Origin of the sequence: Collinsella sp. AF14-35, assembly GCF_003464565.1 — a bacterium.
Classification (GTDB): Bacteria; Actinomycetota; Coriobacteriia; order Coriobacteriales; family Coriobacteriaceae; genus Collinsella.
Window position 1 is genome coordinate 46974 of sequence record NZ_QRZD01000012.1, and the last position, 21191, is coordinate 68164.

At 61.6% G+C, this 21191-nt stretch carries 17 protein-coding genes and 1 tRNA gene; 5 read left to right on the top strand and 13 right to left on the bottom strand.

Annotation, left to right across the window (positions count from 1 at the left end; genetic code table 11):
• Nucleotides 1–40: 40 nt before the first annotated feature.
• The 6 genes from DWW12_RS05410 to DWW12_RS05435 form a co-directional block, all read right to left on the bottom strand.
• Nucleotides 41–985 carry a hypothetical protein gene (locus tag DWW12_RS05410; protein ID WP_117855369.1) on the bottom strand — a complete coding sequence of 315 codons (945 nt, stop codon included), beginning with the start codon at nt 983–985 and terminating at the stop codon, nt 41–43.
• A gap of 14 nt (nt 986–999) precedes the next feature.
• Complete coding sequence (locus DWW12_RS05415; RefSeq protein WP_117855371.1) at nt 1000–1839, bottom strand: hypothetical protein; 840 nt, start codon at nt 1837–1839, stop codon at nt 1000–1002.
• On the bottom strand, nt 1840–2889 hold the full coding sequence (locus DWW12_RS05420) for a hypothetical protein (RefSeq protein ID WP_118934677.1): 1050 nt from the start codon (nt 2887–2889) through the stop codon (nt 1840–1842).
• 284 nt (nt 2890–3173) lie between these two features.
• Nucleotides 3174–4478 (bottom strand): ATP-binding protein, encoded by a 1305-nt coding sequence (locus tag DWW12_RS05425; protein WP_117855374.1) that lies wholly within the window; start codon nt 4476–4478, stop codon nt 3174–3176.
• Nucleotides 4479–4713: 235 nt separating this feature from the next.
• Nucleotides 4714–6744 (bottom strand): bilirubin reductase, long form, encoded by a 2031-nt coding sequence (bilR, locus tag DWW12_RS05430; RefSeq protein WP_233544238.1) that lies wholly within the window; start codon nt 6742–6744, stop codon nt 4714–4716.
• Between the two features lie 528 nt (nt 6745–7272).
• A tRNA-Met gene (locus DWW12_RS05435) sits at nt 7273–7349 on the bottom strand.
• Between the two features lie 193 nt (nt 7350–7542).
• On the opposite strand from DWW12_RS05435, the gene DWW12_RS05440 reads away from it, so the two are divergent.
• Nucleotides 7543–8316, top strand: coding sequence for a type III pantothenate kinase (locus tag DWW12_RS05440; RefSeq protein ID WP_117855378.1), 774 nt, complete (start codon nt 7543–7545; stop codon nt 8314–8316).
• Between the two features lie 283 nt (nt 8317–8599).
• Here DWW12_RS05440 and DWW12_RS05445 read toward each other — a convergent pair whose 3' ends face one another.
• From DWW12_RS05445 to DWW12_RS05455, 3 genes are all read right to left on the bottom strand, one after another.
• Entirely contained in the window at nt 8600–9301 is a 702-nt protein-coding gene (locus DWW12_RS05445; RefSeq protein WP_117776604.1) for a hypothetical protein, read from the bottom strand.
• Nucleotides 9302–11032 (bottom strand): dihydropteroate synthase, encoded by a 1731-nt coding sequence (gene folP, locus DWW12_RS05450; protein ID WP_117766302.1) that lies wholly within the window; start codon nt 11030–11032, stop codon nt 9302–9304. It abuts the gene before it with no gap.
• 95 nt (nt 11033–11127) lie between these two features.
• Entirely contained in the window at nt 11128–11880 is a 753-nt protein-coding gene (locus DWW12_RS05455; RefSeq protein ID WP_117855380.1) for an NAD-dependent protein deacylase, read from the bottom strand.
• A gap of 114 nt (nt 11881–11994) precedes the next feature.
• Here DWW12_RS05455 and DWW12_RS05460 point away from each other — a divergent pair, with 114 nt between their 5' ends.
• Nucleotides 11995–12813 carry an exodeoxyribonuclease III gene (locus tag DWW12_RS05460; protein WP_117855381.1) on the top strand — a complete coding sequence of 273 codons (819 nt, stop codon included), beginning with the start codon at nt 11995–11997 and terminating at the stop codon, nt 12811–12813.
• 534 nt (nt 12814–13347) lie between these two features.
• Here DWW12_RS05460 and DWW12_RS05465 read toward each other — a convergent pair.
• The 3 genes from DWW12_RS05465 to DWW12_RS05475 are packed head-to-tail and all read right to left on the bottom strand — an operon-like array spanning nt 13348 to nt 16596.
• Nucleotides 13348–14061 (bottom strand): DUF6580 family putative transport protein, encoded by a 714-nt coding sequence (locus DWW12_RS05465; protein ID WP_117766305.1) that lies wholly within the window; start codon nt 14059–14061, stop codon nt 13348–13350.
• A 4-nt stretch (nt 14062–14065) separates the two neighbouring features.
• On the bottom strand, nt 14066–15709 hold the full coding sequence (locus tag DWW12_RS05470) for an ABC transporter ATP-binding protein (RefSeq protein WP_117855383.1): 1644 nt from the start codon (nt 15707–15709) through the stop codon (nt 14066–14068).
• Nucleotides 15709–16596 carry an energy-coupling factor transporter transmembrane component T gene (locus DWW12_RS05475; RefSeq protein ID WP_233544239.1) on the bottom strand — a complete coding sequence of 296 codons (888 nt, stop codon included), beginning with the start codon at nt 16594–16596 and terminating at the stop codon, nt 15709–15711. The genes DWW12_RS05470 and DWW12_RS05475 overlap by 1 nt, the downstream gene beginning before the upstream one ends.
• Nucleotides 16597–16795: 199 nt before the next feature.
• Here DWW12_RS05475 and glmU point away from each other — a divergent pair, with 199 nt between their 5' ends.
• Both glmU and DWW12_RS05485 read left to right on the top strand, forming a co-directional pair.
• Nucleotides 16796–18208, top strand: a complete 1413-nt coding sequence (glmU, locus tag DWW12_RS05480; RefSeq protein WP_117806712.1) for a bifunctional UDP-N-acetylglucosamine diphosphorylase/glucosamine-1-phosphate N-acetyltransferase GlmU — start codon at nt 16796–16798, stop codon at nt 18206–18208.
• Nucleotides 18209–18400: 192 nt separating this feature from the next.
• Entirely contained in the window at nt 18401–19387 is a 987-nt protein-coding gene (locus DWW12_RS05485) for a ribose-phosphate pyrophosphokinase (RefSeq protein WP_089573682.1), read from the top strand.
• A gap of 93 nt (nt 19388–19480) precedes the next feature.
• On the opposite strand, the gene DWW12_RS05490 is transcribed toward DWW12_RS05485, so the two are convergent.
• Nucleotides 19481–19684: a hypothetical protein gene (locus tag DWW12_RS05490; RefSeq protein WP_117855387.1), complete on the bottom strand. Its 204-nt coding sequence runs from the start codon at nt 19682–19684 to the stop codon at nt 19481–19483.
• 266 nt (nt 19685–19950) lie between these two features.
• Here DWW12_RS05490 and DWW12_RS05495 point away from each other — a divergent pair, with 266 nt between their 5' ends.
• Nucleotides 19951–20967 (top strand): endonuclease domain-containing protein, encoded by a 1017-nt coding sequence (locus DWW12_RS05495; protein WP_233544240.1) that lies wholly within the window; start codon nt 19951–19953, stop codon nt 20965–20967.
• Nucleotides 20968–21191: the final 224 nt, after the last annotated feature.

Below are 21191 nucleotides of genomic sequence, written 5' to 3' on the forward strand. Positions count from 1 at the left end.
CGATTCCGTACCTCTTATCCTAAAAACTCTGCTTCCAGAGTTATTGAGTCTCCGTCGTGCCCGTCAGGGTAGTTCCACTCACGCTAATGCCCAGGTCACCCCAGCCACCGGGCGTTTTGCCGTCCGCTCGGTAAAAGTTGACGACCATCGAACCCGGCTCCATGGTGAACGTAGCCTTGCGAGCTGCAGCATCCACCGTCGCGCTATGGTTGGTCTCAAAGAACGGGTCGATCTCCACGTTCTCCCCCCACGTGAGCGTGACGTTTGCCAGTGCGCCCGTAACCGTCACGCGGTAGTTGTATGCAGCGTAATCAGCAAACTTGCCAGCCTCATCGACCAGCGCGCCCTCAACCGCAGCGGTCTTGACCTCGGCCCTCTTTGACGGCACGACTTTCGCCGCCAGACAGGCTAGCTCGGTGCCGGGGCTCTTCTCCGATACGACCGTGGCCTTAATCACAAAGTATGCTTGTCCCAACTTAGCCTCGGGGAAGGTCACGGTGTAGTCGTTCTTGGTAGGTTGATTCTCCGGAAGCGTGACGCTGCTACCGGGCTGGGGCGCATAGCTCCACGTGGCGCCATCGAGCCCGTGCCCCTCGACCGTCAAGGTGTATGTCACATTTTTGTCGTTGCAGAAGTTGCTGTTGCCCAGCAAGTAGTTGTAGATGCTAAAGGTAAAGTTGCACTGCCCGTTGTTGGGATACACCGTAACGGAGCGCTGGGCACGGGCGAGCTCGTCGGGGCTAGGCGCACTCATATAGCCCGTGAGCAAATCGCTTGCAAATAGGCTCTGCGCAGTGCCCGTTGCGGCGACGGACTTTAGAAATCCGTTGGCGGTGTAGGCGGAATAGGTAAAGTAGCCACCCGTCACGAGCGCCACGGCGCAAATAAGTGCGATTGCCGCCACAACCAGCTTGTTCTTGACTAGGCTCTTGCTTTTTGCCAGCTGCTCGCGCTCGGCATCCTGCTGTTTCTCTTGCTTCTCCATGTGCGCCCCCTCTCCTACTTGCCGCTCGTGTTGCGCGCGATCAGGTAAATCACGTCGGTCTCTTTGGCGCTCTCGTCCCACGAAAGCTTGATGATAAAGTTAAGCGTGTCATTGCCAGTCGAGTTGTCGAGTGTCTTAGCGTTGAGGTCGCCTTTGCCGAATTTCTTGTATCGGTAGAGCGGGCGCGCGTTGCGCTGGACGTTTTGATAGTCCTTGAATGTAGGGTCGCTTGCGCCCTCGCCCGGCACGGCTGCCAGACCGTCGTTCTCCTTGTTGATATATTCGAAGCTCGTCAGCAGGTTCTCTCCGGTTGCTTTCCAGCTATAAGATTTGCCGTCTGCGGTACCGCTCACGTCGGGCGTCTGGAGCGCAGACGTGTTCTCGGCTCTGTACAGCTCAATAGTGAGACCCGTAATGTTGGTCGTATTCGCGAGTTGCAGCTCAAAACCGTCACCGCCCGTCTGCACGCAAAACGGGCGCTTGAGCGTCACCGTGTTGCCGGTCTTGGTATCGCCGTATTCGGGGTTGTAGCTCAGGTCGACCTGCTCTGTTGCCGTAGCGTTGGGGCCCAGCACTTTGAGCTCCGCCGGCTCCTTGATCTTGCCAACGGTGGAGCCGCGATTGGCATCGACGAACCATCCGAGCGTCAATCCCAGCAACACGAGAAGCACGGCCACCAGACCCACGATGGCCAGGGATTCGCGACGGTGGTCGCTCACCCAAGCCTTGATGCGCTCGATGCGGCCAGCCGGACGCGCTTCGCCGTGCGAGCCGAACCCGTTGCCGCCGGGGTTTGCCGCTCCTTCGTTGTGTTTGATATCGCCCTGCTCGCGGGCATTAAGCTGCTCGTCCATTTATTTATCCGTCTCCTTGGCGGTGAAGCGCACGCGAATGTACTTGACGTTCTTGCCGATAATCTCGTCGGCGTTGTTGTAGTAGCTGGCGCAGGTTTCCACATCCGCAGAGGACATGCCGGCTCCGACAGGCGGAACCGCGCTAGGCGCCTGACCTGGCACGCTCGTGCTATCGGCGCGGAAATAGCGCGCGTGGTTATTGTTGATGTCGCCGACGAGGGTTGTGTATCCCCCCTCGTCGCCTGTGTTAGCGAAAAGGTTGCCACCGTAGCCGGCGTTGCCCGTGCGAACATAGCTCTTGAACTGTTCCGGCCAAATCCAGTAGAGGGTTTTGGTGACGGTTTCGGTCGTGCTATTTGAGTCCGCAGCGTAAAAGCTCGACTTTGGGATGGTAAAGCTCTGCGTAATGACGGTGACGCTGGCCCCGTCCTGGGTCACCGTGGTGGTCGTGGGGACCAGCGGATTCGAGTAAAAGCCAGAGGCATCTTTGCCCTGAAAAACCAGGATATGACCGCGCACCAAATCTTTAAGCGAGTTGATGATCTCTTCGTTTTTCGATGCATCCGCAGCAGTGCCGCCCGTGCCCGCAACGCTCGTCTGAACAGAAATTTCCCAGGTCATCTCCACCGTGATATCGTGCAGGTCATTGCAGAGCGGCCTGACGTTGAGCTGGAGCTGGCCGGCCGACCCCGGAGAGAGACCGCCATCGGTGCTCATGTTATTGAGGTTGAAAAGATTGTTCACGGCAAGGCTTGTACTGTCCGACGCGTAGTTGTCCTGAGTGTCGTACTTACCCGCCGTGCCGCCCTGCGTTCCCGAGAGCACAAACCGCGGGCCCTTCGCCGCGATCGTGCTCCCCGTGGCACTCACTCGGTTATTCGCGGCAAACCAGGCCAGGCATGCAAAGATGGCAACGATGGAGGCCAGCACAAACAGACCGCTCACCAGGAAATCCTTCCAGAAATCCTTGAGGGTCCGCACGTGCTCGTCGGCAGCTTGGCGGTACTCGGCCGCCGTCTTGTGCTGCTGGAGCTCGCTATGTCGGTCCATGCCACTCATCGTTTACGTTTGCCCTGCTAGCGGGCGTGCCATCCTTTCCGCTCGGTCGCGTTTATCCGTTGTTCGCAGGTAGAGAATTCAGGCAGAATACAACACCATACGATAAGGTAAAAGAATAGCATTGACCTGCGGTTTGCTCCACAGCGCAAGCCTTAATGATGTCTTAAAGATTACGAATAGCAGCTTCTTCCATATGCCAAGGACATGGTGCAAACAAACCTGACCACTTGCACCAATCCGCAGCACCGGGCAGCGGGCACACGGCGTGCCGCCCCTTAACACCCCAACGCGCGCACGGGTATCACGTAGATACCGTCCTCGACCTCGCGGGCGTACTCACCCACCCCCACAATCACGGCCATAAACTCCGGTTCGCGTGTGCGTGAACGAGGATTTCCACAGACCTTCTTGCGAACGCGCTTGAGGCTCTCAACGCCGGCGCTCGCCTTATCTTCGCTCACCTTAATCTCAAAGGCGGCCCACCGTCCATCGGCTAGCTGCACGATGGCATCGCATTCAAGGCCCGAATCGTCGCGATAATAGCGCACGGGCGTGCTATCCAGCAGGTCGAGCGAACGTGCGTAGACCGAAAGATCGCGTATGACCAAATTCTCAAACACCAGACCAAATGTCTGCCAGTCGGCAAGCAGCGCCTGCAAGGACATACCTAGCAAGGCGCAAGCAAGGCTCGGATCTGCCAGATAGCGCTTGGGCTTGACGGTAAAGCGTCGTTTGTCGCGCGCGGCGGGAACCCAACCGGGGACCTCCTCGAGAATGAACATGCCTTTGAGGGCATCCAGGTACCTGCGCACCTTGGTCTCGTCGGCAAACGCTGCGGGTTCCCCCTCGGCACCGAACATATCCATAAGAATCGTTTTATACGTGGTCGCCTGTCCCAGATTGCGCGCGATCGATGCGGAGACTCGACGAGCAATATCGGGGTCGAGACCAACCGCCGGGAAGCTGCTCGAAAACGTAGTGTTGAGATATTCGCGAGCGATGAGCTGGGCGTCAGCCGAAACCATATCGATCGCCTCGGGCCAGCCGCCGCGGCAGGCGGCTTCGACAAGCCCCGGTGTATCGCCATTGCACCGACAGGGCTCAAAACGATGCTCAAACAAGCCCGCCAGGCTCACCTTGCCGCTGGACTCACCTGTCTCGGCAAGCGTCATGGGGTACATGCGGACGCGGCCGATGCGGCCGGCTCCACTATGCGCGGGTGCCTCCGTCTTTGAGCCAAACGCAGGCGTGGCGGAACCCGTGAGGATATAGGCGCCGCGCGTGCCCCGGGTGCGGTCAACCTCGTGTCTAACGTAGTCCCAAATCTGGGGAACTCGCTGCCACTCATCGATAATATGCGGACGGTCTCCCAGCAACATCATCGCCGGGTCGGCACGCGCGAGGTCGAGATTCTCGTCGACATACGAGGCGGACGCCCCGTGCTCAAGCGCGGCCCACGTCTTGCCGCACCACTTGGTGCCCGCAATCTCGACCGCGCCAAAGACGCGAAGGTAGCGTTCGATTTGCGCATCCACGATACGCGGGATGTATCCGTCCCGATGTAGCCTTTCGCCCGCCATGAGCCACCCCCGCAGATTTCCAGTTCCTGCTTTCTGATTCCTCTATTCCACTGTAGCAAATTCGGATTTTCGGGTGGTTGCGATTCGGATTTTCATGTTCTAAGGAGTCGGATTTTCTGGTGCATGAAATTCGGATTTTCTGAACCCGCTGGTCAGGGGCGCCCTCATTGGCAAAAAAGGCGGGGAGCGCCGATACGGCACTCCCCGCCCACTCAATACGCGATAGCTTTCTTACTTAGAGCTCGTTGGCCGCGTGATACGCCGTGCGAATGGCGCTCGCAATGTCGGCGGTGCGCTCGCCCGAGCAGTCGCCCACGCAGGTCACGGGCACCGTTACGCCGTCCAGGTCAAACCCGTTGGCCTTGGAGCCCACGGCCATCACCACGTAATCGCAGGCGATCTTCACCGGCTCCTCGGCGCCGTCCTCGGTGGTGCGAACGGCCTCCACGCCCTCGTCGGCAATGGCGGTCAGGCGGGTCTTAACATGCTGCTCAACGTTGTGGGCGGCAAAGTCGTTCATAATCAGCGGCAGAATGGTCTCGGACTCGCCTGCGGCAATCTTGTCGAGCATCTCGACAATCGCCACCTCGCAGCCGTTCTGCAGCAGGTACTCGGCAGTCTCGGTGCCCACCAGGCCGCCGCCGATAACGGCGATGCAGCCCGCGAGCTCCGCCTTGCCGGCCAGCACGTCCCAGCTCGAGACGACCTTGTCCGAATCGGCGCCCGGAACGGGGATGACCACGTCGTGCGCGCCCACAGCCACAATCGCGGCGTCGGCGGCGTTGAGGTCCTCGGCCGTAGCGGCATGGTTGAGCTCAACCTTTACGCCCAGGCCGGGCAGAATCTTCTCGTAATACTCCACCGAGCGCATGATCTCGTCCTTGCGCGGAGGCGCGGCCGCCAGCACAATCTGGCCGCCCAGATGATCGCTCGCCTCATAGACGGTCACGTCGTAGCCGCGCTTGGCCGCCACGCGCGCGGCCTCCAGGCCGGCAATACCGCCGCCCACCACGGCGATCTTCTTGTCGCCCTCGCCCGGCTTAATGGCGATGGTCGCCTCGTCGCCGTTCTCGGCATTGAGCACGCACGAGATGTATTTGCGGTTTTGAATCGCGTCGACGCAGCCCTTGTTGCAGTTGAGGCACTCGCGGATGGGCTCACCCGTGGCGGCCTTCAGCGCAATGTCGGGGTCGCACATGAGCGAGCGGCCATAGGCGATGATGTCGGCCGCGCCGTCTTCCAGAATCTTCTCACCGGCCTCGACCGAGACAACGCGGCCGACGGTTGCCACCGGCACGGAGACCAGGGCCTTGACGCGCTCGGCCACCGGCAGCGTCCAGTTGTAGGGCATGGCGCCCATGGGCGGAATGGTGTCTCCCATGTTGCCGGTGTGGTTGGCCTGCGCGACCTGGATCATGTCGATGCCCGCGCCCTCGAGCAGCTTGGCAAACTCGCAGGCCTCATCGGGCTGCAGGCCGCCCTTGCCGCGCGGCGTGCCGTCGGGGTTCTCCATGATCACGGGGAGCTTGTACTCCACCATCAGCTCCGGTGCGGCTTCCTTAATGGCGGCGACGACCTCCAGCGCGTAGCGAACGCGGTTCTCGAACGAGCCGCCGTACTCGTCGGTGCGCTGGTTGAGGATAGCCGAGCACAGCGAGCCCACCAGACGGTCGCCGTGGACCTCGATGGCGTCGATCCCGGCCTGCTGTGCGCGAGCGGCCGAGGCGGCGATGGCCTCCTTGATCTGGGTGAGCTGCTCCACGCTCGCCTCGTTCACAAAGTGCTGCATGTCGTGGTGCAGCTTGGCGTAGGCCTGCTTGCGAATCTCGTTGGACTCGGCCATCTTGGCGGCGAAGGTCTCCTCGTCGCCGGCGGCCTTGGCCTCCTGCGCGGCCTTGGCGGCGGCCATGGAGCCCATGACCATGCGGCCGACGCCGGGCACGTCGTACTCGGGATGGAACAGCTGCAGGGCGATCTTGGCGCCGTGCTTGTGGACGGCGTCGGCCAGCGCCTTAAACGTGGGGATCTGGGCATCGGTCGCCAGCTTGGGCGTGGGGCTCGCGGTCATAACGGGAGCGACGTCGCCGATGACGATGTAGCTCACGCCGCCACGGGCCAGACGCTCGTAAAAGGCCAGGCTGCGCTCACCGATGGAGCCGTCGCGTTCCTCGTAGCCGGTGGTAAGCGGCGGGAACATAATGCGGTTTTTGAGCTCAAGGGGGCCAACCGTAATGGGTTGAAGCAGCTTGGACGCAGGTGTGGTCATGGACATTCCTCTCTTGTAGGCGCGGCGGCGATGATGCCGCGTAGTTGTCTAGAGGATATGGCATGGAGCCACAGGGGCGCAACGGAAATCGGCGGATAGCAGGTGGCGGCAGGTGGATGGGGCGGGGCGACCCGTCGGTTTGTCTCAATCTGTAACAATTACAGGCCAAAAACGACCCTAGAAGGTACAGATCGAGACAAACAAATTCGGTCCGGACAAACATCTCAATCTGTAACATCTGGACCCACTTTTGCCCCCTTACTGTTACAGATCGAGACAAACGGGACCCGCCTGCTAGAAAATCTCAATCTATAACAACAACTCGGCGAAATCCGTCCCTCGTGTTATAGATTTAGACAAACGGGACCCAATCCACCGGTATATCTCGATCTGTAACATCTAGCCGCCCAAATCGGGTCTAGATGTTACAGATCGAGATCTTTGATTGAGAGGTTGGGAATTGGACCGAAAACACGGTCCCGGAATAACAAAAAAGCTCGCCGGCTAGGCCGACGAGCTGCAAGTTCTTGGTCGCGGGGGCAGGATTTGAACCTACGACCTCCGGGTTATGAGCCCGGCGAGCTACCAGACTGCTCCACCCCGCAATGTCTGGGCGCCTCATGTGCGCAAGAAAGAATATTACGCGGGAGTTCGGTAAACGGCAAGGAAAATCTCGTAGAGCATAATTCCTTCATATTTAAACCCCTCAGCCCATATCACCGTAAGCGAATCGCAGCCTGTCGCCGACGGCACGTATACAATGGTGCGCGTCCTTTTACGCCGACACCTGGAGTAGACATGCTGCTCGCTATCGATATGGGAAACACGCAGACGGCCATGGGCCTGTTTGACGGAGACGAGCTGGTGCAGTCGTGGCGCATGCCCACCGACCGCTCCTACACCGCCGACGAGATCCATGTGCGCCTGATGGGCTTCTTTAAGATGTACGACCTCTCACTCGACGCGGTCGACGCGGTCGCCTTTGCCGGCGTGGTGCCGCAGCTCTCGCGCGAGTGGCACGCCGTGGCCGACCGCATCGCGGCGGACGCCATCGTCATTGGACCGCAGACGGCGGCCGTGACCAAACTGCGGGCGGCGAACCCCCAGGCCGTGGGCGCCGACCGCGTCGCCAACGCCGTTGCCGCCGAGACCTTCTACGGCGCGCCGGCAATCGTGGTGGACTTTGGCACCGCGACCAATATCGACGTTATCGACGAGAACGGCTATTACATTGGCGGAGCAATCGCACCGGGCATCCGCATCTCCATGGATGCGCTCGCCGCCCGTGCCGCCAAACTCGCCAGCGTTCCGCTCGAGGCGCCCGAGCATGCCATCGGCCGCGATACAGAAGAGTGCATCAAAGTTGGCGCCGTCGTGGGCGCCGCCGCCATGGCCGAGGGCCTGGTCGCGCGCATGAAGCGCGAGCTGGGCCGCGACGATGCCACCGTTATCGCCACGGGCGGCCTCGCCGGCATCGTCGCCGATTCGACCGACGCCTTCGATGTGATCGACGGACAACTTACCATTAAGGGCATCTGCGAAATCTACCGCCGCATGCAGGAGCTGGGGTAAGGCAGGGGCTTAAGTCGAGCATGCCCGATGCCACAGCCCCCGCAAACGTTCGCCAAGCCTATTCCTCAAAACTGAATTATTTTCAATTATGAGGAATAGCAGCTCCTCGAATACACCCAGCACAGCGATATCGTGCATGTTTCCTATTCCTCAAAAACGAAAATTTTTCAGTTTTGAGGAATAGGGCGCTGGCAACCCATTCCCCAGATAGGCGAAACCCTCCCCAGCACAGGCCGAAGAGGGCTTCGTTGTCATCGTTATCTTTGAGCGCGGGCGCCTCGCGTTACAGTCCGCGAATCCGTACGGCCTCGGGCGGAAACTCCTGCTCGCCGGCATCGGTCTTGATGGTCGCGCGACCCCAGATGTCCAGGCCCGCAAACACACCGACCGCAAGCGGCAAACCGTTGGGCGACACCGCCGCGACCTGACGACCCAGCAGTGGCACCATGTCAAAGTACTCGCCCAGCACCGGAGCCAGCGGGCCGGCAGCGCCCTGCGGCGTGTTGGCGGCAACCGCCCAGGCGTCAACGCGGGTCAGCACAGCGGCGGCCAATGCCTCGATCAGCGCCTCATCTGCCATATCCACGCCAAGCTCACCCAGCGCCGCACGCTCAATATCAACCGTCACCGCGGCAAACATGCCCGCAGCACCGGCACCGCCGTTCACGGCAACACGCGCGAGCGACGCCTCAAACGCAGGCGCACCGCACACGATATCGCTCGGCCACTGGATACCCACTTTACCGGCAAGGCCCAACCCCGGCGTCGAAGCCGTGCCCACGAGCGCGTCCATCATGCCCATCGCGGCCACAAACGGCAGGCCGTGGAAGGCGTGCATGTTCACATCGGGGCGCACAACCAGCGAAAACGTCAGCGAAGCATCGCCCACGCTCCACGCGCACCAGCCCGCGGACACGCCCTCGCGGCCCGCGTCACGCGCCGCGTCGAGCTCGGTGCCAGCGGCAACAGCATTCATCTCGATCATCTACATACGCCCCAATTCGCCCACGATATGGCCCACGCGATCCTCGGGCTCCTTGACCTCGACGCCGTTGTAGCGGAAGAACCGAGCCGGGTCGTGCATCAGGTCCTCGAGCGGCACCAGCACAAAGTCACGCTCGCCGATCAGCGGATGCGGCAGGCGCAGCTTCTTGCCGCCGTGGGTCTCGCCGTCCATCCACAGCAGGTCCAAGTCGATGGTGCGCGGGCCGTTGGCCTTGGCCTTCTTGGAACGGTCGCGGCCCAGCTCGGCCTCGATCTTCATGAGCTCGTCAAGCAGCACCAGCGGAGCCAGCTCGGTCTTAATCTCGATGACGGCGTTGGCAAACGCGTCCTGGCGCGTCTCGTAGGCCGGCTCGCTCTCGTAGATCTTGGAGGAGTTGGACACGCAGGTGAGTGGAATCTCGGCGATCATGTCGCGTGCGGCGCGGATGTTGTCACAGCGATGCCCCAGGTTGGAGCCCACGGCCACAAACGCGCGGCGCGGCTGCGGCTTGGCAACCGCCCAGTAGCCGTTCAGGAACTGCGCAAAGCCCGCGGCGTCGTGCACGCGCACAATGTTGGCACCGGCCTGGATGGCGCCCAGGCACACGCCAAACGTAGCGGCATCGCGCTCGGCGGCCTCGGTCACGCCCGAGACGGCGCCCACAAAGCGCTTGCGCGATACGGCGCACATGAGCGGATAACCCAGTGACGCCATCTTGGCAGTCTCGCGCTGGATGACGATGTCCTCGTTGGCCGTCTTGCCAAAGCCCGGACCGGGATCAATGCAGATGCGGTCGCGCGACACGCCGGCGTGGATGAGCGCGCGGGCCTGGTCGGACAGAAAGCCCATGACGCGGCGCATGATGGGCGCCGAATCGGGCAGGGTGAAGCGGCGAAGCTGCGAGGTGGGCACGTAGGCTTCCTCGCGGCGGGCGCTGCGGCGCATCATGGCGGCCAGGCGGTCATTGGGCTCCGATGCGGCCTCGGTGGCCTCGGGCGCGGGCGCGACGGTCTCGGCGGCAGCAGCCTGCTCGGCGGCCGGCGTCTCCTGCTCGCTTGCAGGCTCGGTCGCGGGCTCCGGATCGCCAAACGGCAACGAGGGCTGCACCACGCCGCCCGGAAGCTTGGCCTCCGGCTTAGGCTCGCCCAGCAACTTGCCGCGACGGCGGCGAGCCGGCTTCTCAGCCTCACGCGCGGCCTCGGCAGCCGCCTCGCGCGCCTTCTCGGCAACAAACGCCGCAGCCGAGGTATCGAGCTGCACCGTTGCGTGCGTGCGTGTAGGCGCGGCGACCTCGCCGGCATGCATCACGATGACGCCGCAGGTGCTCGTCTTAACAAACTCGACCATCTTGGGGTCGGTGAAGCCCGTCACGTCGTTGACGATCGAGGCGCCGCAGCGCACGGCCGCCTTGGCAACCGCCACGTGGCGCGTGTCGATCGAGACGATGGCGCCCTCTTTGGCCAGCGCGCGCACCACGGGCAGCACGCGGCGAGCCTCCTCGTCGGGATTAACCGGGGTAAAGCCGGGGCGCGTGGACTCACCGCCCACGTCGATGATGTCGGCGCCGGCGTCAAGCATCGCCAGGCCGTACTCGATGGCGGCATCCGGGTCGAAGTGCTCCCCGCCGTCGCTAAACGAATCGGGCGTCACGTTGAGGACGCCCATGATGCGCGGACGGTCAAAGCTGAGCTCATACTTTCCGCACCGCCATGTCTTGCTGTCGTTCGCCATGAACATCCTCCTAAAATGCCCACGCCGCCGAGCTTGGGGAGCTGGCGGCGGGGTCGCTTTGCACTCAGTCTTTCTATTGTATCCGCGCACACGGGCTAGAACGCAAACGCGGCCGCGATGTCGCAAGAAATCAGCAGGTCGGCATTTGCATCCTGATCGGTAGGCGCCAAATTGCAAATGGCCAGCGTATCGCCAGTAAAGTAACGCGTAAGGCCTGCCGCCGGATACACCACGAGCGAGGTCCCACCCACAATGAGGGCATCGGCCGCGGCAATGGCGGCAACGGCACCGGTCAACACATGCTCGTCGAGCGGCTCTTCGTAGAGCACCACATCGGGCTTGATGCGACCACCGCACGCAGGGCACACGGGCACGCCCGCGGCGTCCTCGTGCTCGCGCGAGCAAATCCACTCGGCGCTATAGACCGCGCCGCACGACTGGCAAATGTTGCGATGGACCGATCCGTGCAGCTCGAACACGCGCTGCGAGCCCGCCATCTGATGCAAGCCGTCGATGTTTTGCGTCACCACGGCATCAAGCTTGCCGGCGCGCTCCAGCTCGGCCAGCTTGGTGTGACAGCGGTTGGGCTTAGCGTTAAGCGCGATCATCTTGGTGCGGTAAAAGTCGAAGAACTCCGCCGGATGTGTCTCGTAAAAGCTGTACGAGAGCATGGTCTCGGGCGGATAGGCAAACTGCTGGTGATACAGGCCGTCCACGCTGCGGAAATCGGGGATGCCACTTGCCGTGGAAACACCAGCGCCGCCAAAGAAGACCACGCGCTTGTGGGTGTCAAACAGATCCGCCAGCGCGGCGGACGCCTGCTTGGGGTCCAATATTGCCTGCGTCATATGAGTCCTCCGTCCATGTTGGTCGGGGCGACTGCGATTGCGCCGTCGTCCGCGGGGCCCGCCCCGCCTCTGTTGCGCTAATCTTAAGCCTGCCAACCCCGTCGAAAGGACACCATGCCTCAGACTTACACTTTCGCCTCGTGGAACGTCAACGGCCTGCGCGCCGTGCTCAAAAAGGACCCGAGCTTTATCCAGATCACGCAAGAACTCGACGTCGATATCCTGGCGCTGCAAGAGACCAAGCTGCAAGAAGGCCAGGTCGATATTGACCTGCCCGGCTATCACCAAACCTGGAGCTACGCCGAGCGTAAAGGCTATTCGGGCACTGCGGTCTTTAGCCGCCAGGAACCGCTGCGCGTGCTGCACGCCGATGCGCTGCTGCCCTACGCCGGCGAGGGTGAGGCAGCTGAGCTCGTTGCCCAAGCCGCGACCGAGGGCCGTGTCTGCGCGCTGGAGTTCGACAAGTTCTGGTTTGTCGACGTCTATACACCCAACGCCCAAAATGAACTCGCCCGCATCGACGTGCGCATGGCCTGGGACGATGCTTACCGCGGCTTTTTGAACGCGCTCGAGCGCGAGACCGGCAAACCCGTCGTGACCTGCGGCGACTTTAACGTGGCGCACGAGGAGATCGACCTTAAGAACCCCAAGTCCAACCGCGGCAACGCCGGCTTTTCGGACGAGGAGCGCGGCAAGTTTACCGAGCTGCTCAACGCCGGCTTTACCGATACCTGGCGTGCGGCAAACCCCGACGTCGAGGGCGTCTACAGCTGGTGGAGCTATCGCTTTAATGCCCGCAAGAACAACGCCGGCTGGCGCATCGACTACTTCCTGGTAAGCGACACAATCGCCGGCAACGTGCGCGACACGGGCATCCGCGGCGACATCTTTGGCAGCGACCACTGCCCCGTCACCCTCACGCTAGAGCTCTAGCCCCAGCTGATCCCCTGGGGACGGAGGAAAAGGAATCATTTTCACTTCGCGAGATCATCCACGCAGCTCGCTTGCCACGAAACTGGCCCATCTACTACGTTTAAGCCTCTACCCTCAACCACAGTGAACAACGCAAAAAGAAAACCGCAGGTAGAAAGCCTGCGGTTTTTCATAAAACGCGGTTGTGTTTGGGGGTGTCGGGCCAAACGTAGTAGATAGGCCGATTTCGTGGCGGGCGAGTTCAGCTGATTCCCCGGGGACGTCTGGAGACGGAAGAAAACGGATCAATTTAGCTCTTGAGGGTCACGACGCCCGTCATATCAGCCGGCCATTTTAAAACTATGCCAGTTTACGGGGCTAAATCGCGAACCCCCAACCATACGCAATTCCGAAATAATAAAACCGCAGGTAAACGGCTTGCTCTATTTCAATAATAGCCGGCATGGTCTGCTTGTGCAAATCTGGCCCCGTAAACCGGCATAGTTTTAAAATGGCACTTCGGCAGTATTGATTCCCGCCCCGGCGCAACCAGCCCTACAGCCCGTACTTCACGACGACTCGGTTGATGCGGCGACACCAAGGCTTGTACAGGGCGACCAAAAACACGCAGGTCGCGAGGCCGTGCGTGATATCGAACGGTACGGCGGTGGCAAGACGCGCCATGGCACCCGCCCACGTGAGCGGTTGAACAAAACCGATAATGTCGTAGGCGTTGATCACAACGCCGTACAGCAAACCCGAAGCAAAGCCGTAGGTCAGCAGCGCCGGCATACGCACGGTGCCATCGGCGCGATCAAAAGCGCCGGCATGCGCCAGCGCACCGCCAACGTATCCCACGAGCCCCCAGGCATACATCTGCCACGGCGTCCACATGCCCTGTCCAAAAAAGAAATTGCTGGTCAGCGCCGCCAGCGCGCCAACCATAAAACCATTGCGGCGGCCAAGCGTCGCCCCCGCGATAATGGCGATGGCACTCACGGGTTTAAAGTCGGGAATGGGGCCAAACAAGATGCGCCCCGCCGCGGCCAACGCCGCCAGAACCAGCGTTGGCATAATCTGGCGCAGTCCCGGTCGCGACGCCTCGTAGCCTGCAAAGAACAGCGCAAGCACCAGCGCCACCACGACAAGCATGGCGAGCGCCGCCTGCTCAACGCCCGCCAGCAACGCCGCAGCCATCACGGCTGGCACCGCCAGCAGCAGCGGTATCTCCAGTTTTGCGAGTAGGCGCACGATGCGATAATCCGCCATCCCATCACGCCCTATAAAACACGTTGTCGGCAAAGAAGTCGGCCGGCGGCTCCATGCAGGCAATCTCACCGTCAAACATCATGGCAACGTCATCGGCAACCTGCTCGGCAAAATCCAGATCGTGCGTGGCCATGATGACGGTGCCACCAACCTTCGCATGGTCACGCAGGGCGCGGGCGGTGATGCGGCGGCTGAACAGGTCTAGACCCTTGGTGGGCTCATCGAGCAATAGCAGTTCGGGGCCGATTAGCAGCAGTTTTGCCAATGCAAGCAGTTGACGCTGCCCGCCCGAAAGATCGTAGGGGTGGCGCCCATCCAGACCCGACAGCCCCAAGCTCGCCGCACGCTCCCGCGCCAAGTTCTCGTCATATCCGCAGGTCGAGGCCCATTCCATCAGCTCATCGTGAACCGTCTCGGCAACCAGCAATGCTTTGGGGTTCTGAGGCAGCAGCGCCGCCGAGGCCGCTCCGCGCACCATGCGGCCGCGCTGCAGCTTGGCGGTCTTCGCCAGCACCGAGAGCATCGTCGACTTACCGCATCCGTTGCCGCCCACGACCGCATGCACCGCACCGGCCGAAAACGCCACGTCGAGCCCGCGCAGCACCCAACCGCCCGCGCGATCGTAGCGAAACCAGCTCCCTGCCAGGGTGGTAGCCGACCCGCCGTGCATTTTTTGGAGTATTCTGCTCCCATCCGTGCACGGGAAGGCTTCCGAGCCGTTCTCGAGCGACGTTTGCGCCACAAATTCGGACGATTTGTCCAATTCCGAACTTTTTTTCGCGCTCGATACGTCCCCGGGCGGCTCCAGAGAGCCCAAATTGTCCTCACGCCTGCTGAATACTCCGTTTTTTGCACATCGGACGGCACCCCACCCCAACATGTCGTCGGAAAACAACGATTCTCGGCGTCCCAAAGAAGCCATATCCGCCACCTCGCGCACGCGACCGTCCTCAATCCGGTACGCACACGTCGCATACTCGAGCATTGGACGCGGTTGATGCGTAGCCACAACAACCGTGCAGCCCAACTCACGGTTCACGCGAAACAGCGCGTGCAGAAAATTCTTCTCGGCAACGGGATCGAGCTGAGACGTGGGCTCGTCGAGCAGCAGCACGCGCGGGCGCAGCGCCAGAACGGCCGCCAACGACAGCAACTGTTTGCGACCACCCGAAAGCGTGTCAGTATCGCGGTGAAGCCAATCTTCCAGCCCAAAGAAATAGCTGGTCTCAGCTACGCGACGGCGCATCTCATCACGTGCTAGCCCCAAGTTTTCCAGGCCAAACGCCATCTCGTGCCACACGGTTTCGCACACGATCTGGTTCTCGGGATCCTGAAACACGTAGCCCACGCACTCCGCCGATGCCCGCACGTCCATGTCGGCAACGTTCTCGCCCAGCACGCGCGCATCACCAGTGCGCTCGCCCGCCGGAGCGATCTCGGGCTTGAGCAGCGACAGCAGCGTCGACTTACCCGAACCGGTACCGCCAACAAGCAGCGCAAATGCACCTTGGGGAACACGCCAATCAAGCCCCTCGAGCACCGGTGCCTCGGCCCCGGGATAGGCAAAACTAAGGCTCTGCACCTCAATCGCCGGAATATCCGGGCCGCACGCCACGCCCGACACCGGGCCCCTATCCAACCGAGCCATCAGCCAAACCTCTTCTCATCAATCGCGTGAAACGCGCAAGGCAGCACCATCCAGGCAGCGTACACGACATAGCCCGGCCACGGCGCCGGCAACGAGAGCTGCGGATAAAACGAATACTGCGTCGTCGCGGTCCACGCCACTGCCACCGCGGCAGCACCAAACAGTGCGAGCCCGGCCAGCGCGGCAACGTCGCTGCGCCCCAGTCGATACCGCGCATACGTCGTACGACGCGTCGCGGCACCCCACCCGCGCGAGCGCATCGCGTCCGCGCGCTCCAGCGAATCTTCCATGCCCCAGCCCATCAACACACTCGATGCCCGCAAACGCGAGCGCACGGGGTCGGCCGGCGCGCGGCCCGGCACATCAATCGCATCCTGCACCGCCAGCACCGTACGACCGCGGCGCAAAAACTGCGGGATAAGCCGCATGCACATCGAGATCATGAGCGCAATCACCGGTGCGGCATTGCCCAGCAGCGCGAGCACCTTGTCGTATTCGAGCATCGATGCCGCAGCCTCAAACCACAACACGCTCGCCACGAACAGCCCGCCCATGCACAGGCCGTATACCATGCTCTCCAGATACACCGCGCGCATGCCAATACGGAACAGCTCCGTCGAGCCCGAGGCGCTAAACAGCGGATTGAGCACCGCAACGATCAAAATCACCGGCAGCTGCCAGCGGAGTGCGCCCAGCGTGCGGGCAGCCCCACGCGTCGCAAATCCATACGCCAGCCCGCCCGCAAGCGACAGCGCGATCAGCACCGGTTGCATCGAGAACATGGTGAGCCCCAGCGTCAGCACCATGTAGAGGGCCGGCACAGCCGGATGCGACATCGAGAATGCCGCGACGGGCTCGCCGCCAAACCCCTCTCGTATGTTGTCCACGGGTACCCCCGTCCCCTCGCTCAAACGACAGCTCCACAGCACCGCCAACGCCGCACACAAGCAGTGCAAACGCCACGCCGGCGGCGCAAGCCTCAACCGCCGCGGCCCAAACGTTACGCGCTCGTCATATGCCTGCGGTATCATATTGCGCCGTGTATCGTTTCCAAACACACGTCTCTATAACGTAACAGGAGATCACATGGACGCAACCGCAATTATCCTCGCTGCCGGCGAGGGCACCCGCATGAAGTCGAACCACTGCAAGGTTTCGCACAAGATCCTGGGTAAGCCCATGGTCCAGTGGATCGTCGACGCCACCATCAAGGCCGGCTGCAGCCGCGTCGTGGTCGTCATCGGCAGCCACGCCGACGAGATGCGCGCCCTCATCGACGGCGCCTACGCCAACAGCGCCACCAAAGTCGAGTGCGTCGAGCAGACCGAGCGCCTGGGCACCGGCCACGCCGTAAAGGTCGCGCTCGAGGCCTGCGGCATCACGCAAGGCCCCGTCGTCGTGCTCAACGGCGACCTGCCGCTCATCACCGCCGACACCGTCGCCAAGTTCGCACAGACCGTCGCCACCGGCGAGCTCGCCTGCACCGTCATGACCATGACCCCGCCCGATCCTTTTGGCTACGGCCGCATCAAGCTGGGCGCCGATGGTCAGATCGAGCGCATCATCGAGCAGAAGGACTGCACGCCCGAGCAGGCCGCCGAGCTACTCGAGTGCAACGCCGGCTGCTACGCCTTCGACGGCGCGCAGCTCGCCGCCCACATTAACGAGATCGGCAACGACAACGCGCAGTCCGAGTACTACCTGCCCGACATGCTCGAAATCCTCAAGGGTCACGGCCAGGCAGTCTCCATCTTCCACTGCGACGACTACCGCGACGGCCTGGGCGTCAACAGCCGCATCCAGCTCGCGCAGCTTACCGCCATCGCGCGCGACCGCATCAACGAGCACTGGATGGCCGAGGGCGTCACGTTCATCGACCCCACGCAGGCTTGGATCGGCCCCGACGCCACCATCGGCCGCGACACCGTCGTGTGGCCGCAGACGCACCTGATCGGCCACGTCACCGTGGGCGAGGAGTGCCAGCTCGGCCCCAACAGCCGCCTCACCGACACCACCGTCGGCAGCGGCTGCACCATCGATGAGACCATCGCCATCGAGGCCGTCATCGAGAATGGCGTCGACTGCGGCCCGCGCGCCTACCTGCGCCCGGGCACCCACATGCTCGACGGATCCAAGGCCGGCACGCACGTGGAGATCAAGAAGTCCACGATCGGCGAGGGTTCCAAGGTGCCGCACCTGTCCTACATCGGCGACACCACCATGGGCCCCGGCGTCAACGTGGGCGCGGGCTCCATCACCTGCAACTACGACGGCGTCCACAAGCACAAGACCGTCATCGGCAAGGACGCCTTCATTGGCTCCGACACCATGATGGTCGCGCCCGCCCAGATCGGCGACGGCGCGCTCGTGGCCGCCGGCTCCGTCATCACCGATCCGGTCCCGGCTGACGCACTCGGCCTGGGCCGCGCCCGTCAGGTAAATATTGAGGGCTGGGCCGCCGATTATCGCCGCCGTCTGCACGAGGACGACGAGGTATAACGTTTTACCAAGCACAAAAGGAGCTGCTCCATGGGGGCGGCTCCTTTTTCTATCGTGACCTGCGCAACCGGATGAGTGGTCGGTTCGTGTCCGTTGGCGGTAAAGACGTTATCAGGACCCGATAAACCCCGCCGCGCGGTTACAATGCAACAAGGCATCTATATGGCATTCGATGTATAAAGGAGAAGGGTAATGCCGATTAATGATCCCGAGAAGTCGGAGAATATGCGCAAGTCCATCCGCGTGTATTCCGGTTCCTCCAACCGTCCCCTCGCTCAGAAGATTGCTGAGTACCTTGGGGTCGAGCTTTCGGGCCTTACGCTAAAGCAGTTCGCCAATGGTGAGATTTACGCCCGCTACGACGAGACCGTCCGCGGCGCCGACGTCTTCCTGATTCAGTCCGTGGCCGGCGGCAACGTCAACGACATGCTCATGGAGCTGCTCATCGCCACCGACGCTGCCAAGCGCGCATCCGCCCGCTCCATCACCGCCGTTATCACCCACTACGGCTATGCCCGCCAGGACCGCAAGGCCGGCCCGCGCGAGCCCATCACCGCCCGCCTCGTCGCCAACCTGCTCGAGCGTGCCGGCGTCAACCGCATCATCACCCTCGACCTGCACCAGGGCCAGATCCAGGGCTTCTTCGATATCCCGGTTAACCACCTGTCCGCACTGCCGCTGTTTGGCCAGTACTACAACGACATGCACTTCGACACCGACAACCTGGTTGTCGTCTCCCCCGACGTGGGTCGCGCCAAGGCCGCCAAGAAGCTGTCCGACATGCTCGGCTGCGACCTGGCCATCGCCCACAAGGGCCGTCCGCGCCACAACGCCGCCGAGGTCATGGGCATCATCGGTGACATCAAGGGCAAGACCTGCATCATCAACGACGACATGATCGACACCGCTGGCACCCTGTGCGCCAACGTCAAGGAGCTCAAGGCTATGGGCGCCGGCGACATCTACGTCTGCGCCACCCACGGCATCTTCTCCGGTCCGGCCATCGAGCGCCTGAACGATGCCCCCATCGTCGAGTGCGTCGTCACCGACGCCATCCCCGTCGAGGTCGGCGGCAAGATCAAGACCATCTCGGTCGCCGAGGAGTTCGCTCAGGCCATCTCCGCCGTTTACCACGAGGAGCCCGTCTCCACGCTCGTCGGCGGCGACTTCGCGCTGTAGTCCAACGCGTATCGCATCATCTTTGATGTTTTTAAAGGGTCGGAAGCTCGCTTCCGACCCTTTTTCTATTCCTCGCCAATCCGCCCTGGACAGTTAGTTCAGATACGTATTTTTTAAAGCTCCAAAGGTCCGTTCGGAGCCTTCTGAGCTCCCCGGCGGATGCCATACCGCCCGAAGCTCATCGTTTTCGAGTACAACCGCCGCATATATTATCTTCAAATCGCCCTCGAAGGCCCTTAGAAACACCTCGAACGCCCGCCGCCTTATACGTATCTGAACTAACTGTCCAGTAGCCATCGTCAACCTTCTCGGCAGAGCTCAATTTCCTGCAATCCCCTCAACCGATTCCACCGATTTCCTAACACCCGGCCGTTCATGGCGCCCAGCACCCCGCTGAGCGAAAAGAACGGTATGGCGGTCGCATTCTGCCGCCAACTTAGTACGTTATAGCTATGACGACCGTGATTTCACATTTCTCCGCCCTCCGCGCAATTCGTCGCGCACGACGGGCGTACTCTGCCCTACCCTGGAGCTCCATTGATAGTGAACAGCAAGCACAGGCCTTGGCTAGCTGCATTCCCAATAATGACGCGATAGACTTTGGCGCACTTTCGATACTCGACGCCTGGAATGAAGATGATTCCGAGCTGCTCGATCTTCTCGTTTCAAACGAAGGCAACCGACGCCCCGACAAGCGACTTCTTCAGCATATTCTCTCCGCTCCGCTTCCTGAAGGTGCAATTATGCACGTCGAGGCCGACATCTACGCAACGTCTCCTGCCATGACAGCCATGCTTTGTTCTAAAAATGAATCAGTCGCCAAAACCTTGATGCTTCTCATGGAACTGGTCGGAACTTACTCCCTTCCTCCCGGGGCAACATACCCCATTGCCCATGACGACATCTGGCCCAAGGGCGATGGCTACGAAGCGACGGGCGATCTTGATTGCCTGGGCAACCAGTCAGCGGCCGAACAACAGAACGAAACCCGCTATGAACAGGCGCACTACAAATGCGAGCCCGCCACGACCATCGAAGAGCTCGAGGCGGTCGCACGGTTCGCCAAAAGTAGCTCATACGCCTCGTTTCGCACGGCAGTCAAACTCGCCCGGGCTGGATCCGCATCCCCAGCCGAATCCCTAATGTTTGCCGTTCTCGGAGCGCCCATGCGCTTTGGCGGATTCGGATGTTGCAGCCTGCCCATGGGAGGCCTGCTACTCAACCATCGAATCGACTTCGATACTCTTGCGGCCAACATGTCCTCGGGCATCCCCTATGCCATCTGCGACCTATATTGCCCGGCAGCCGGAGTCGACAACGAATACAACGGAATTGGGCATGAGCTTCAAAACGCTCGCATCCACGATGGCAATCGAAATAATGGCCTCAAGGCCATGGGCATCCACGTCCTGGTTATCAATCGCGACCAAATGAAAGACCTTGTTGCACTCGAAGCCTTCGCCCAAACGATGCATCGACTCGCAGGAGTCCGATTCCGGTACCGTATCAAGGGCTATCGCAAGCGTCAGGCCGCTTGGCTCAACGCTCTGCGGGCCGGAACCGGCCTCGCGCCGGTCTAAACGGCGAATCACCCGTGCGCCGTCGAGCAGGGCTGGGCAGTTAGTTCAAATACGTATAAATGGACGCATTGAATTAGACTGTTTTGCAGCTATCTCTATACCATTCGCCCTATTTGAAGGCAGGGTAGACTTCAAAACAGCGCCATATGGACTAACTAAAGCTCCAAAACAACGTATCGGGTGGCGCGCGCAGACGTGGTGTAAGAGCGTCCCGAGGTCCGTCG

Bases quoted from the DNA above. Each gene is read 5' to 3' on its own strand.
- DWW12_RS05470 (WP_117855383.1), bottom strand. From the start codon at position 15,709: ATGGCTCGGTTGGATAGGGGCCCGGTGTCGGGCGTGGCGTGCGGCCCG.
- DWW12_RS05465 (WP_117766305.1), bottom strand. From the start codon at position 14,061: ATGGCGGATTATCGCATCGTGCGCCTACTCGCAAAACTGGAGATACCG.
- DWW12_RS05425 (WP_117855374.1), bottom strand. From the start codon at position 4,478: ATGGCGGGCGAAAGGCTACATCGGGACGGATACATCCCGCGTATCGTG.
- DWW12_RS05485 (WP_089573682.1), top strand. From the start codon at position 18,401: ATGCCGATTAATGATCCCGAGAAGTCGGAGAATATGCGCAAGTCCATC.
- folP (WP_117766302.1), bottom strand. From the start codon at position 11,032: ATGGCGAACGACAGCAAGACATGGCGGTGCGGAAAGTATGAGCTCAGC.
- bilR (WP_233544238.1), bottom strand. From the start codon at position 6,744: ATGACCACACCTGCGTCCAAGCTGCTTCAACCCATTACGGTTGGCCCC.
- glmU (WP_117806712.1), top strand. From the start codon at position 16,796: ATGGACGCAACCGCAATTATCCTCGCTGCCGGCGAGGGCACCCGCATG.
- DWW12_RS05445 (WP_117776604.1), bottom strand. From the start codon at position 9,301: ATGATCGAGATGAATGCTGTTGCCGCTGGCACCGAGCTCGACGCGGCG.
- DWW12_RS05415 (WP_117855371.1), bottom strand. From the start codon at position 1,839: ATGGACGAGCAGCTTAATGCCCGCGAGCAGGGCGATATCAAACACAAC.
- DWW12_RS05490 (WP_117855387.1), bottom strand. From the start codon at position 19,684: ATGGCTACTGGACAGTTAGTTCAGATACGTATAAGGCGGCGGGCGTTC.
- DWW12_RS05420 (WP_118934677.1), bottom strand. From the start codon at position 2,889: ATGGACCGACATAGCGAGCTCCAGCAGCACAAGACGGCGGCCGAGTAC.
- DWW12_RS05455 (WP_117855380.1), bottom strand. From the start codon at position 11,880: ATGACGCAGGCAATATTGGACCCCAAGCAGGCGTCCGCCGCGCTGGCG.
- DWW12_RS05440 (WP_117855378.1), top strand. From the start codon at position 7,543: ATGCTGCTCGCTATCGATATGGGAAACACGCAGACGGCCATGGGCCTG.
- DWW12_RS05410 (WP_117855369.1), bottom strand. From the start codon at position 985: ATGGAGAAGCAAGAGAAACAGCAGGATGCCGAGCGCGAGCAGCTGGCA.
- DWW12_RS05460 (WP_117855381.1), top strand. From the start codon at position 11,995: ATGCCTCAGACTTACACTTTCGCCTCGTGGAACGTCAACGGCCTGCGC.